We start from the raw sequence: 12,811 nt of genomic DNA on the forward strand, positions 1-12,811 counted from the left end.
GGGCCGTCGCCCACGACCACCTTGGTCCCGGGCAGGTCGAGACCCAGGAAGGCCTCGATATTCTTCTCCACCGCCACCCGGCCCACATAGAGGAAGATCGGCTTGGGCAGGTGGGCGAAGATGTCCGGATCGCCCTCGCGCCTGGGATGGAACATCTCGGTGTCCACCCCACGGGACCAGGACGAGATGTTGCGGAAGCCGTGGCGGGTCAGCTCGTCGCGCATGGTCGGCGTGGCCACCATCAGCCGCCCCGAGGGGCGGTGGAACCAGCGCATATAGGTGTAGCCCACCGACAGCGGCACCGGCAGGCGGGCCGAGACATATTCCGGGAAACGCGTGTGGTAGCTGGTGGTGAAGGGCAGCTTCCACTCCACGCAGATGCGCCGGGCGGCCAGGCCGATGGGGCCTTCGGTGGCGATGTGGATGGCCTCGGGCTCGAAGGCCTTGAACCGCTCCTGCACCGGCTCATAGGCGCCGATGGCGACCTTGATCTCGGGATAGGTGGGCAGAGGCAGGGTCTTGAACTGGTCGGGGCGTATCACCTCCACCTCGTGGCCCAGCTCGCGCAGCTCGCGCACCACCCGGGTCAGGGTGCGGACCACCCCGTTGACCTGCGGCTCCCAGGCGTCGGTGGCCAGCAGGATGCGCATGGGGCGCTGGACCTCGTCCGCCGGGGCGGCGGGCTCCCACATCCGCTGCGCGGGCGAGCGCACCGGCGTCGGCGGCGCGATCGGTTCCGGGGCGGGGGCGGGCGCGCGCCCAGTGGCGGCGGGAGCCGGCTGGACCCGTTCGCCCAGGGGCAGGGTGGCCTGGGCCTGGGCCCAGGCGAAGAAGGCGCCTAGCAGGGCCTCGCGGGTCGGGAAGTGGCGATAGACCGTCCGCTCCCCAACGCCGGCGTCCTTGGCGATCTCGGCGAAGGACAGCTCGTCCAGGGGCCCGGCCTCGAGACGCGCGCCGACGGCGCGGAGGATCTGGTCGCGGGTCGCGGCTTTCTGGCGGTCGCGGGCGTCGCCAGGCGCGTGATCATCTTCGCTCATGACAGTCCAACTGTCACGAGTACGGCGGGCTGTCAACGAAGCCTGTACGCCTCAGGCGAGGACCGGCTCCGGCCGCGCCAGGTCCGGCTCGCGGACGCCTTCGCCCGCAAGGCCAAAGGCCGGCTCGGGCGCCGTGCGGGCTTCGCGGACCGCGGTCCAGGAGCGGAGCTTGGCCCACTCCAGGATCTCCATGCGACCGTCCATATGCTCCACCAGGGCGGTGCAGCTCTCCACCCAGTCGCCGTCATTGATATAGAGGATATCCTCGATCTGGCGCATCTCGGCCTTGTGGATGTGGCCGCAGATCACCCCGTCCACGCCGCGGCGACGGGCCTCCTCGGCCACCGCGCCCTCGAAGTTCTCGATGAAGTGCAGGGCGTTCTTCACCTTGGTCTTCAGATAGGCCGAGAGGCTCCAATAGCCGAAGCCCATGCGGCGCCGCACACGGTTGAACAGGGTGTTGGCGGCCAGAAGCCCCCGGTAGGAATAGTCGCCGAGGAAGGCCAGCCACTTGGCGTGCTGCACGACGCCGTCGAATTCATCACCGTGGGTGACCAGAAAACGCCGTCCGTCGGCGCCTTCATGGATCGCATCGCGGGCCACGACGACACCACCGAAGTGAATGCCGCAGAAGTCGCGGATGCGATCGTCGTGGTTACCCGGAATATAGACGACGTTCACGCCCTTGCGCGCCAGGCGAAGAATTTTCTGAACCACGTCATTGTGCGACTGCGGCCAGTACCAGCCGCTCTTCATCTTCCAGCCGTCGACAATGTCGCCGACCAGATACAATGTGTCGCACTCCATGTGCCGGATGAAGTCCAATAGCATCTCGGCCTGACAGCCGCGGGTGCCCAGGTGGACGTCCGAAACAAACACTGTTCGATAACGCTGGATTCCGATATCGCCCACGAACGCCTCCGGAACGACCCCATTTGACTGTCGGGTAGGCTGATTGCATGTCGCTTTGATGAAACCGCACTGCAACACTGGCGCTGCAACATGGGCCGCCATATGTCAGCCGCACTTTGATTGAACCCTTGCCCGTGCAGATGGACGCTCGAACCTATCCCGCCAAAGAGACCCCGAAGTCTCGCCGGACCCGCGCCCGTATCCTGGACGCGGCCATGCGCCTGTTCGCCGAGGTCGGCTATCACGCGGCCACCAACGCCCTGATCGCCGAGGCGGCCAACCTGACCCGCGGGGCGATGCTCTATCACTTCTCCAGCCGCGAGGAGCTGGTGGAGGCCGCCGTGGCCCATATCGAGGTCGAGCGCGCCCGCCTGTTCGAACAGGCCGCCTCGGCGCCCGCAGGCCCCGGCGTGGACGCCGCCGAGCACGCCATCGACGCCTATTGGGCCCTGCTGCATGAGACGCCCTTCGTGGCCTTCGCCGAGCTGGAGGCCGCCGCCCGCACCGACCCGATGCTGCGCTCTCGCCTGGCCAACGCCCAGAGCGCCTTCGATCGCAATCAGGTGGGCGAACGGTTCCTGGCGCTCACCCAGGCCGGCAGCGATCCGCGCTTCCAGACCAGCCGCGACCTGGGCCGCTTCCTGCTGGAAGGCTTGGCCCGGGGTTCGCTCACCTATGACGAGATCGCCCGGCGCGAGCGCCTGCTGGCGGTGGTCAAACGCGCCGTCCGCGCCCTGAACCGCAAGGGCGAGGCCCAGGACCTCTGGGTCGACTAGGACTCTATTCGGCCGGCTCGGCGCCGGGCGCCAGGCGCTCGGCCAGGCGGATCAGGTACTGGCCATATTCGCCCTTGGCCTGGGACCGGCCCAGATCGGCCAGCTGCTCGCGGTCGATGAAGCCCTTGGAATAGGCCACCTCCTCGATGCAGCCGATGCGCAGGCCCTGGCGCAGCTCCAGCGTGCGGATCAGTTCGCCGGCCTGGATCAGGCTGTCATGGGTGCCGGTGTCCAGCCAGGCGAAGCCGCGGCCCAGCAGTTCGACGTTCAGTTCGCCGGCGTCCAGATAGACCTGGTTGAGGGCGGTGATCTCCAGCTCGCCCCGGTGGGAGGGCTTGAGGCTCTTGGCATATTCGCTGGCCTTGCCGTCATAGAAATAGAGGCCGGTCACCGCATAGTTGGACTTCGGTGCGGCGGGCTTTTCCTCGATGCCCAGCACCTTGCCGCCTTCGCCTAGCTCCACCACCCCATAGCGTTCGGGATCATTGACCGGATAGCCGAACACCGTGGCGCCGGTGCTCCGCGCGTCGGCCGAGCGCAGCATCTGGCTGAAGTTCTGGCCGAAGAAGATGTTGTCGCCGAGCACCATGATGCTGGGCTCGCCGCCGACGAACTCTTCGCCCAGCAGATAGGCCTGGGCCAGGCCCTCGGGCTTGGGCTGGATCAGGAACTCGAACCGCACGCCCAACTGGGAGCCGTCGCCCAGCAGGCGTTTGAAGGCGGCCTGGTCCTCCGGCGTGGTGATGATCAGGATCTCGCGCACGCCGGCCAGCAGCAGGACCGACAGCGGATAATAGATCATCGGCTTGTCATAGATGGGCAGCAGCTGCTTGGAGACCGCCAGGGTCAGGGGATGCAGCCGGGTGCCGGAGCCCCCCGCGAGGATGATGCCGCGTCTCACGCCGTCTCCTTCTGGGCTGAAAGCTGGGCCACCACGTCCTCCAGCGCCTCCTGCCAGGGGCGCAGCTGCAGGGAGAAGACCGCCTGCATGCGCCCGGAGTCCAGCACCGCGTTCAGAGCCCGCCTGGCCGGGGTGGGGAAGGCGCTGGTGGGCACCGCCTCCATGACCGGCGGATCGTCGGGCCGGGTCAGGGCGAAGATCTCCTGGGCCATGTCGTAGCGGGTGGCCGCGCCCTCGTTCACCACATGCAACAGGCCCCATTCGGGCGCCCCGGCCGGGGCCTTGGCCAGGCGCTGGCCCTGGCTGAGGACGAAGGCCGCCAGATCTCCGCTGGCGGTGGGGCGGGCGCGCTGGTCGGCGACCACCTTGAGCACAGGCTGGGTTTGGGCGAGCCGAAGCATCATCTGCAGGAAGTTCTGCCCATAGGCCGAGAACAGCCAGGAGACCCGCATCACCAGGGCGCGGTCGCAGGCGGCCAGCACGGCCTGTTCGCCGGCCAGCTTGGAGGCGCCATAGACATGCAGCGGGGCCGGCGCATCGGTCTCTACATAGGGGCCGGCCTTGTCGCCGGAAAACACCATGTCGGTGGAGATGTGCAGCAGGGGCAGGCCCCGCGCCTGGCAGGCCCGGGCCATGGCGGCCGGGGCCCAGGCGTTGACCGCATAGGCGAGATCCGGCTCGGCTTCGGCCCGATCGACGGCGGTATAGGCCGCGGCGTTGAGCACCAGGTCGACATCGCCGGCCTCGGCCACCGCCCGGGCGACGGCGGCCGCGTCGGTCAGGTCCACCTCGGCGCGGGACAGGGCGGTGATCGTCACGTCCGGGCCGGCGCGGTCGAGCATCTCCCGGGCGAACTGCCCGGTGGCGCCGAACTGCAGGATGCGCAGGCTCATGCCTTGGCCAGGCCCAGCCGCTCGGAGTGGAACCCCTTGTCGCGGATCGCCTGCCACCAGTCGCGGTTCTCCACATACCAGGCGACGGTCTGGGCCAGGCCTTCGTCCAGCGGCGTGGCCGGCTCCCAGCCGAGCTCGGCCTTCAGCTTCGCCGCGTCGATGGAATAGCGGAAGTCATGGCCCGGCCGGTCGGCGACGAAGGTGATCTTGTCGGCGTGCGGCGTATTGGCCGGGGCGAGCCTGTCCAGTTCGGCGCAGAGGATCTGGATCACCTCCAGATTGCGGTGGGTGGAGTCGCCGCCGATGCAATAGGTCTCGCCGAGGCGGCCCTTCTGCAGCACCAGGAGCAGGGCCTGGGCGTGGTCGTCCACATGCAGCCAGTCGCGAACCTGGCGGCCGTCGCCATAGACGGGGATGGTCTTGCCCTCCATGGCGCGGACCACGACGGTGGGGATCAGCTTCTCGGGAAACTGGAAAGGGCCGTAATTGTTGGCGCAGTTGGTGATCACCACCGGCAGGCCATAGGTCCGCCCCCAGGCGCGCACCAGATGGTCGGCGCCGGCCTTGCTGGCCGAATAGGGGGAATTGGGATCGTAGGGCGTCTCTTCGGTGAAGGCGCCGTCCTCGCCCAGGGCGCCGAACACCTCGTCGGTGGAGACATGGTGGAAGCGGAAGGCCTCCCTGGCCGGGGAGGCCAGGCCGTTCCAATAGGCGCGGGCGGCCTCCAGCAGCACGGCCGTGCCGGTGACATTGGTGCGCACGAAGTCCAGCGGCCCGTCGATGGCCCGGTCATTGTGGCTCTCGGCGGCCAGGTGCATGACCGCGTCGGGGCGGTGGCGGGCGAAGATGTCCGCCATCCGTGGCGCGTCACAGATGTCGGCCTCCTCGAAGACGTAGAGGGGCGAGGAGGCCGCCTGGGCCACATTCTCCAGATTGGCCGAATAGGTCAGGACGTCGAGGTTCACCACCTCGTGTCCCTGGGCGACAGCCTGGCGCACCACGGCCGACCCGATGAAACCGGCGCCGCCGGTGATCAGAATTTTCATGCCGACCTTCTTCTGCGGGCGTTCGTCCGCGCCCGTTCCTCTGACCCCTGCTCATACAGTGAAATGCGGCAGGCTCAAGACGGGCGCCCTTGCGCCGGGTTGTGGCGCGCCGCCCGCCTGCCTAGAGTTGAGGCCGCGCGCAGCGCGCGCCAGGGGATGGTCAGGTCTTGGAAGTCTCTAGTGAAGAGCCGGTGGGTCCGGGACCGGCCAAGGCCCGCGCCGGCCGCCAGATGGACCTGGTCCAGGGGCCGATCGGCAGGAGTCTGATCGCCTTCACCCTGCCGGTGCTGGGCGCCAACCTGCTGCAGTCGCTCAACGGCACGGCCAACGCCGCCTGGGTCAGCCACATCCTCGGCCCTGCCGCCCTGACCGCTACAGCCAACGCCAACAATATCCTGTTCCTGCTGCTGGGCGCCGTGTTCGGCCTGGCCATGGCCGCCAACCTGTTGATCGCCCAGGCGGTGGGCGCGGGTGACACCCATCAGGTCAAGCGGGTGGCAGGTTCCAGCACCCTGTTCTTCGCGGTCATGTCCATGGGCGTCGGGGTCACCGGATTCTTCGCCACCCCCGCCATCCTGGACGCCATGGGCACGCCGGGCGACGCGCGGGCCGACGCCATCACCTATCTGCGGGTGATCTTCGCGGCCATGCCGTTCATGTACTTCTTCTCCTTCGTGATGATGGCCATGCGCGGGGCCGGCGATTCCCGGACGCCCTTCTACTTCTCCCTTTGCGCGGTAGGCCTCGACATCATTCTCAACCCGGTCCTGATCATGGGTCTGGGTCCGGCCCCGCAGCTGGGCATCGCAGGGTCGGCGGCGGCCACGCTGATCAGCCAGACCCTGACCCTGGCCGGCATGATCGTCTATCTCTACCGCAGCGGCAGCGTGCTGGTCCTGCGGCGCGGCGAATGGGGGATGCTGCGCCCCGACCCGGCCATCCTGCGCACCCTGGTGGTCAAGGGCCTGCCCATGGCCATGCACATGCTGGTGGTGTCGGGCGCGGCCCTGGTCATGCTGACCTTCGTCAACACCTATGGCTCCCAGACCGCGGCGGCCTATGCCGCCTCGCTGCAGCTCTGGACCTATATCCAGATGCCGGCCATGGCGCTGGGGGCGGCGGTCTCCTCCATGGCCGCCCAGAACGTGGGGGCCGGGCGGATGGACCGGGTCGACCGGGTCGCCCAGATGGGCGCCCTGTTCGCCGTGGGCATGACGGCCACGCCAGTGATCCTGATCTATCTGGTGGAGCCCATCGTGCTGCAGCTCTTCCTGCCGGCCGACAGCGCCTCGACCCCCATCGCCCGGCACATCAATTCCCTGGCCATGTGGGGCTTCATCCCGTTCGGCGTGGCCTTCATCTTCGCAGGCGTCGTGCGGGCCACCGGCGCGGTGATCGCGCCCCTGCTGGCCATGGTCGTCTCGCTGTGGGTGGTGCGCATCCCCTTCGTCCACTTCATGATCCCGGTGATCGGCGCCGACGCCATCTGGTGGAGCTTTCCGCTGGGCAGCGTGACGACGGTGATCCTGGCCGGGGGCTACTACCTCTGGGGGAACTGGCGGACCGCCCGGCTCATGCCCGCCCCACCGCGCGGCGCGGCGGCCGACACCGGCCAGGCCACGCCAGCCATGGCCCCGGTGGTGGGGGCCGACTGACGGGCGGCTGGGCTGCGGCGCGCAGCGCTACAAAAGACGGGACACGCCCGAGGGTGACGGTTGAGGGCTGGGCTGGATGGGGCGGACGGCGCCGCCAACCAGATGTGCACGATAAGTCTTTTCTTATCAACGCCATACCGGATCTCTATGCCCCCGGTTGCGTCATGCGCCCGTGCGCCTGATAATGACGGGAGGCGGCCGAGGTCGGTCGTCGCATTTTGAATTTCCGGTATGTTCGGCGACCTGAAACATACCACATTTACGAACGCCTCGCGCCTGGGTGCGGCGGGGCTCCAAGGAGGACCACATGGCCTGGGACTTTGAAACCGACCCCGACTTCCAGAAGAAGCTCGACTGGATCGAGGACTTCATGCGCGAGGAGGTCGAACCTCTCAGCCATCTGGGCATGGCCGCCCACGGCCCGCTGGGTCGCGAGAAGTTCATCAAGCCGCTGCAACAGAAAGTCCGGGACCAGGGCCTGTGGGCCTGTCACCTCGGCCCTGAGCTCGGCGGTCAGGGCTATGGCCAGCTCAAGCTCGGCCTCATGAACGAGAAGCTGGGCCGCAACTCCATCGCCCCCACCGTCTTCGGCTGCCAGGCGCCCGACACCGGCAACGCCGAGATCATCGCCCACTACGGCACCGACGCCCAGAAAGAGCGCTGGCTCTGGCCGCTGCTGAATGGCGAGATCCGCTCGGCCTTCTCCATGTCCGAGCCGGCCGGCGGCTCTGATCCCCTGACCTTCACCACCCGCGCGGTGCAGGACGGCAAGGACTGGATCATCAATGGCGAGAAGTGGTTCTCCACCAACGCCCGCTATTCGAAGCTGCTGGTGGTCTATGCGATCACCGATCCGGACGCCAAGGACCCCTATCGGCGGACCTCCATCTTCCTGGTCCCCACCGACACCCCTGGCGTGGAGATCATCCGCAATGTGGCGGTCGGCGGCGGCGGCGAGATCGGCGGCGGCACCGAGGGCTATGTCCGCTACAATGACGTGCGCGTGGGGCCTGAAGCCCTGCTGGGCGATCGCGGCGCGGCCTTCGTCATCGCCCAGGTCCGCCTGGGGGGCGGCCGGGTGCACCATGCCATGCGCACGGTCGGCGCCTGCCGCCATGCGCTCGACCTGATGTGCCAGCGGGCCGTGTCGCGCACCACCCGCGACGGGCGCCTGGCCGACCTGCAGATGGTGCAGGAGCAGATCGCCGACTCCTGGATCGCGGTCGAGCAGTTCCGCCTGCTGGTCCTGCGCACCGCCTGGCTGATCGACAAGCACAAGGACTACAACAAGGTCCGCAAGGACATCGCCGCCATCAAGGTGGCCATGCCCAAGGTCTATAACGACGTGGCCACCAAGGCCGCCCACCTGCACGGCGCGCTCGGCGTCTCCAACGAAATGCCCTTCATGCGGATGGTGACGAGCTCGCTGGTCATGGGCATCGCCGACGGCCCCACCGAGGTGCACAAGGTGACCCTGGCCAAGCAGATCCTGAAGGACTACCGGCCCGAAAACGACCTCTTCCCCAGCTACCACATCCCGCGCCTGCAGGAGGAAGCCAAGGAGAAGTACGCCAAGGAGCTGGACGAACTGAAGGAAGGCTACGCCAAGCTGAAGGCCGAACGGGAAAACGCCCCGGCCTGATCGGGCCAGTAACCACGCAACTCCGTCATGCTCGGCCTTGTGCCGAGCATCCCTCTTAAGGGGCGCGCGCAAGCTTCACGAGGGATCCTGGGCACAAGGCCCAGGATGACGGTTGGGGTGGGCCGAAGACTGCCCGCCGCAGGCAGGGATAGAAAACCACGAAGACCACGAAGACGACGCGGCCCTTCGTGCCCTTTGTGTCCTTCGTGGTTGAGTCTTTTCTGGCGCTGTGCGCCGCGCCCAGGCTTGCCTCGCGCCCACGGCTCGGCTTTCTGAGCGTAAGGCCTCCGAGAAGGCCAAAACCTCCCAGGACCCCAGGACGCCACATGACCGAAACCGCAGCCAAACCCTGGCCCGTCATGACCATCGACGAGGCCCATGCGCAGCTCACCGCGCCGGGCCAGCGGTTCGAGCTCGATCAGGCGGTGATCGACGGCGTGCCCACCAAGGTGTGGAAGAACGCCCCGCCGACCCTGCGCGACGTGCTGCTGAACGGGCGAGCCTTCGGCGACCGGGAATTCCTGGTCTATGAGGACGACCGCGCCAGCTTCGAGGCCTTCACCCGCGCGGTCATCACCCTGGCCCACCAGCTGAAGGCCGATGGGGTGAAGCCCGGCGACCGGGTGGCCCTGGTCATGCGCAACCTGCCCGAATGGCCCGTCGCCTTCTTCGCCGCCGCCATCATCGGCGCCATCGTCACGCCCCTGAACGCTTGGTGGACCGGGCTGGAGCTGGAGTTCGGCCTGGCCGATTCCGGGGCCAAGGTGGCCCTGGTGGACGACGAGCGGCTGGAGCGCATCCTGGAGCGCCTGGACGCCTGCCCGGAACTGGCCCGCATCTATGTGACCCGCGCCGAAGACCTGCCGGTCGATCCGCGCCTGGCCCGGCTGGAAGACGTCATCGGCCCGGTGAACAGCTGGAGCGCCCTGGCCGACCGGCCCATGCCCGACGTGGCCCTGGCGCCCGACGACGTGGCGACGATCTTCTACACGTCCGGCACTACAGGGAAGCCCAAGGGGGCGTTGGGGACGCACCGCAACCTGACGGCCAACATCATGGCCAGCGCCTGCGCAGGCGCGCGCGGCTTCCTGCGCCGGGGCGAGGCGATCCCCGAGCAGGACCCGCACAAGCTGCCCCAGCGGGTCTATCTGCTGGTGGTGCCCCTGTTCCACGTCACCGGCTGCAACGCGACCCTGTCGCCGGCGATCAATTCGGGCTCCAAGCTCGTTTTGATGCGCAAGTGGGAGCCGGTGGAGGCCATGGGCCTGATCGAACGCGAGCGGGTGACCAACACCGGCGGCGTGCCGACCATCGCCTGGCAGCTGATCGAGCATCCGGCGCGCAAGGACTTCGACCTGTCGTCGCTGACCACCTTGGCCTATGGCGGCGCGCCGTCCGCGCCCGACCTGGTGCGCAAGATCGTCGAGACCTTCCCGGGTTCGGCGCCGTCCAACGGCTGGGGCATGACCGAGACCTCGGCCACCTGCACCACCAATATCGGCCGCGACTATGAGCACCGCCCCGACTCCTGCGGCGTGGCCCCGCCCCCGTGTGAGCTGAAGATCGTCGATCCCGCCGACGGGGTCACCGAACTGCCGTTGGGCAAGGTCGGCGAGCTGTGGGCCAAGGGGCCCAATATCGTCAAAGGCTATTGGAAGCGGCCCGAGGCCACGGCCGAGACCTTCGTCGAGGGTTGGGTGCGCACCGGCGACCTGGCCTACCTGGACGAGGAAGGCTTCTGCTTCATCGTCGACCGGGCCAAGGACATGCTGATCCGCGGCGGCGAGAACATCTACTGCGTGGAGGTGGAGAACGTCCTCTACGACCATCCCGACGTGATGGACGCCGCCCTGATCGGCCTGCCCCACCGCACGCTGGGCGAAGAGCCGGCGGCCGTGGTCCACCTGAAGCCCGGCGGCACGGCCACCGAGGACGAGCTGCGCGCCTTCGTTCGCGAGCGGCTGGCCAGCTTCAAGGTCCCGGTAAAGGTGGCCTTCTGGCCCGAAACCCTGCCGCGGAACGCCAATGGCAAGATCCTGAAGGCGGAGCTGAAGTCCGCCTTCGAGGATCAAGCCGCGGAAATCTAAGCCGCCGGCGCGTCTACGGGTTTGCCATAGACCAGCTCGGCGCCCTTCATGGACCGGGTCTCGGGCGTCGGCAGGCCGCTGGCCTTGATCTGGGCCTGCAGCTCTTCCTTGCGGGCGGCCATTTTCTCGCCGAGCGCGTCCAGGTCCACGTCGGTGCGGCGGCATTGGGCGAACATGCCCTCCGACGGACGCTCTTCCTCCTTGACGTGGTGCTCGATCTCTTCGGACAGCACCGAGACCTTGGCGTCATAGAAGGGGTCGTCCGGCGTGCCGGCCATCAGCTCGGCGATGAGCACCTTGGCGCCGTCGTGCTCCACATAGCCCTCGTCGAGCATGTCGCCTTCGATCTTGCCGCGGAAGGTCGGATAGAAGATCTCCTCCTCTATCAGGGTGTGGATGGTCAGCTCGGTGCAGATCTTCTCCACCAGCTTGGCCTTACGATCCTTGGAGGTGGCCTTTTCGAATTGCTCGAACAAATCCTCCACCTCGCGGTGGTCCTGTTTCAGAAGCTTGATCGCATCGATCTTGTCGGTCTTGGCCATGGCTGTCTCCCGCTGTCTGGCGCTTGCAGGCCTAACGCCGTGCGGTGAGATAGGATGCTCCGTCGGAAAGACGACCCAAGCTCCAGAATTGCCAAGCGCCCCGGTTTTCCGCCAAGCTAGAGGGACAGTGCGTCGGCGCGGAATTTCACGCCGACGAATAGGCCTGCTTCTCATCGCCGGACTTTCCGGCCGCCATTTCAGACCGACCCATTTTCGAGACCCTTCCCATGACCGAGATCCTCGTCCCGCGGCAGTTCCGCGGCCCCCCCGTCACCGCCAATGGCGGCTATATCTGCGGCGTCCTGGCCAAGGCCGTGGGCGGCAAGGGCAGCGCCATGCTGCGCGCCGGCGTGCCCCTGGACACCCCGGTTAAGCTGGTGACGGGCGAAGATGGGACGGTCTCGGCCCTGAACGCAGAGGGCCAGGTGCTGGGGCTCGCCAAGGTCGCCACCGACGACCAGATCCCGGCGCCGCCCCCTTCGCCGGGGATCGAAGCCGCCCGCGCCGCCGCCGCGGGCTCGCCCTTCGCCACCCGCTCCCTGCACCGCGGCTGCTTCTCCTGCTGCATCGAGCGCGAGCAGGGCGAAGGCCTGGGCGTGCATGTGGGCCAGCTGCCGGGCGCCGAGCCCGGGGTCTGCGCCGGCCTGTGGGTTCCCCACGCCAATTTCGCCGGCCCCGACGGGACCATGCCCGACGAGATCACCTGGGGCGCCCTGGACTGCTCGGGCTCCATGGCCTGGTGGATCAAGACCGGCTCGCCGGTGGGCCTGCTGGGCACCATGGCCGGCGAGGTGCTCAAGGCGCCCAGGGCCGGCGAGACCTATGTGGTCGTCGCCTGGGCGCGGGAGTCCGAAGGCCGCAAGTTCTTCGCCGGCGTCGCCCTCTATGACGCGGCCGGCGAGGTGGTCGCGAAAAGCGGCCAGATCTGGATCGGCCGTCCGGCCGGCGCGCCGGCGCCTGCTCCGCTAGAGCCTGATGCAATCAGGCTCTAGCCTCTAAGTCATGAGCGCGTTTCGTTCCGATAACCGGTTCCCACTTATCGGAACGCGCTCTGGCCTCGGCCGCCAGCGCCTGAGGGCTCGCTCTTCCAAACCTTTCCCGGTCGGCGGCCTTCACGCTATCGGGAAAGGCCCCGGCCGGGCATTTCCTTTCCCGCGGAACGGGCCTATACGGAATATTGACAACCGCCCGGCCGAAAGGCCGGGCGCCGTCGTTTCTGGAGTACGGCCATGACCGACATCTTGATGCCCAAGGCGACCGCCGTCTGGCTGGTCGACAACACCTCGCTGACCTTCGACCAGATCGCTGATTTCTGCGGCC

The 12,811-nt window shown here is 67.8% G+C and carries 11 protein-coding genes and 1 pseudogene; 6 read left to right on the forward strand and 6 right to left on the reverse strand.

Annotation, left to right across the window (positions count from 1 at the left end):
- Positions 1 to 1,037 (reverse strand): glycosyltransferase (locus V7702_RS14440; protein ID WP_442958424.1); only part of this gene is annotated, 1,037 nt, incomplete at its 3' end.
- Between the two features lie 51 nt (positions 1,038 to 1,088).
- Positions 1,089 to 1,949, reverse strand: coding sequence for a UDP-2,3-diacylglucosamine diphosphatase (locus V7702_RS14445; protein ID WP_335650796.1), 861 nt, complete (start codon positions 1,947 to 1,949; stop codon positions 1,089 to 1,091).
- Positions 1,950 to 2,089: 140 nt separating this feature from the next.
- On the opposite strand from V7702_RS14445, the gene V7702_RS14450 reads away from it, so the two are divergent.
- Complete coding sequence (locus V7702_RS14450) at positions 2,090 to 2,725, forward strand: TetR/AcrR family transcriptional regulator (protein ID WP_335650807.1); 636 nt, start codon at positions 2,090 to 2,092, stop codon at positions 2,723 to 2,725.
- A gap of 4 nt (positions 2,726 to 2,729) precedes the next feature.
- On the opposite strand, the gene rfbA is transcribed toward V7702_RS14450, so the two are convergent.
- From rfbA to rfbB, 3 genes are read right to left on the reverse strand one after another with little or no spacing between them, the layout of a single operon-like run.
- Positions 2,730 to 3,626, reverse strand: coding sequence for a glucose-1-phosphate thymidylyltransferase RfbA (gene rfbA / locus V7702_RS14455; RefSeq protein WP_335650797.1), 897 nt, complete (start codon positions 3,624 to 3,626; stop codon positions 2,730 to 2,732).
- The gene (rfbD, locus tag V7702_RS14460) at positions 3,623 to 4,519 is read right to left on the reverse strand and encodes a dTDP-4-dehydrorhamnose reductase (RefSeq protein WP_335650798.1); all 897 of its coding nucleotides are present in this window, start codon (positions 4,517 to 4,519) and stop codon (positions 3,623 to 3,625) included. Before rfbD ends, rfbA begins: the two co-directional genes overlap by 4 nt.
- Positions 4,516 to 5,565 (reverse strand): dTDP-glucose 4,6-dehydratase, encoded by a 1,050-nt coding sequence (rfbB, locus tag V7702_RS14465; protein ID WP_335650800.1) that lies wholly within the window; start codon positions 5,563 to 5,565, stop codon positions 4,516 to 4,518. Before rfbB ends, rfbD begins: the two co-directional genes overlap by 4 nt.
- A gap of 167 nt (positions 5,566 to 5,732) precedes the next feature.
- On the opposite strand from rfbB, the gene V7702_RS14470 reads away from it, so the two are divergent.
- From V7702_RS14470 to V7702_RS14480, 3 genes are all read left to right on the forward strand, one after another.
- Positions 5,733 to 7,220: an MATE family efflux transporter gene (locus V7702_RS14470; protein ID WP_335650801.1), complete on the forward strand. Its 1,488-nt coding sequence runs from the start codon at positions 5,733 to 5,735 to the stop codon at positions 7,218 to 7,220.
- Positions 7,221 to 7,527: 307 nt separating this feature from the next.
- A complete protein-coding gene (locus tag V7702_RS14475) occupies positions 7,528 to 8,862 on the forward strand; it encodes an acyl-CoA dehydrogenase family protein (RefSeq protein ID WP_335650802.1) in 1,335 nt (444 codons plus the stop codon).
- 326 nt (positions 8,863 to 9,188) lie between these two features.
- Positions 9,189 to 10,949, forward strand: a complete 1,761-nt coding sequence (locus tag V7702_RS14480; protein ID WP_335650803.1) for a class I adenylate-forming enzyme family protein — start codon at positions 9,189 to 9,191, stop codon at positions 10,947 to 10,949.
- On the opposite strand, the gene V7702_RS14485 is transcribed toward V7702_RS14480, so the two are convergent.
- On the reverse strand, positions 10,946 to 11,491 hold the full coding sequence (locus V7702_RS14485; RefSeq protein ID WP_335650804.1) for a hemerythrin domain-containing protein: 546 nt from the start codon (positions 11,489 to 11,491) through the stop codon (positions 10,946 to 10,948). The genes V7702_RS14480 and V7702_RS14485 overlap by 4 nt on opposite strands.
- A 227-nt stretch (positions 11,492 to 11,718) precedes the next feature.
- Between V7702_RS14485 and V7702_RS14490 the strand changes: the two genes are divergently transcribed.
- Positions 11,719 to 12,483: a hypothetical protein gene (locus V7702_RS14490; RefSeq protein ID WP_335650805.1), complete on the forward strand. Its 765-nt coding sequence runs from the start codon at positions 11,719 to 11,721 to the stop codon at positions 12,481 to 12,483.
- A 237-nt stretch (positions 12,484 to 12,720) separates the two neighbouring features.
- Positions 12,721 to 12,811 (forward strand): annotated as a pseudogene (locus tag V7702_RS14495) (DUF1013 domain-containing protein); the annotation flags it as partial.

This window comes from Phenylobacterium sp. (assembly GCF_036963605.1).
Lineage (GTDB): Bacteria > Pseudomonadota > Alphaproteobacteria > Caulobacterales > Caulobacteraceae > Phenylobacterium.

Bases quoted from the DNA above. Each gene is read 5' to 3' on its own strand.
- rfbD (WP_335650798.1), bottom strand. From the start codon at position 4,519: ATGAGCCTGCGCATCCTGCAGTTCGGCGCCACCGGGCAGTTCGCCCGG.
- V7702_RS14450 (WP_335650807.1), top strand. From the start codon at position 2,090: ATGGACGCTCGAACCTATCCCGCCAAAGAGACCCCGAAGTCTCGCCGG.
- rfbB (WP_335650800.1), bottom strand. From the start codon at position 5,565: ATGAAAATTCTGATCACCGGCGGCGCCGGTTTCATCGGGTCGGCCGTG.
- V7702_RS14475 (WP_335650802.1), top strand. From the start codon at position 7,528: ATGGCCTGGGACTTTGAAACCGACCCCGACTTCCAGAAGAAGCTCGAC.
- V7702_RS14485 (WP_335650804.1), bottom strand. From the start codon at position 11,491: ATGGCCAAGACCGACAAGATCGATGCGATCAAGCTTCTGAAACAGGAC.
- V7702_RS14480 (WP_335650803.1), top strand. From the start codon at position 9,189: ATGACCGAAACCGCAGCCAAACCCTGGCCCGTCATGACCATCGACGAG.
- V7702_RS14490 (WP_335650805.1), top strand. From the start codon at position 11,719: ATGACCGAGATCCTCGTCCCGCGGCAGTTCCGCGGCCCCCCCGTCACC.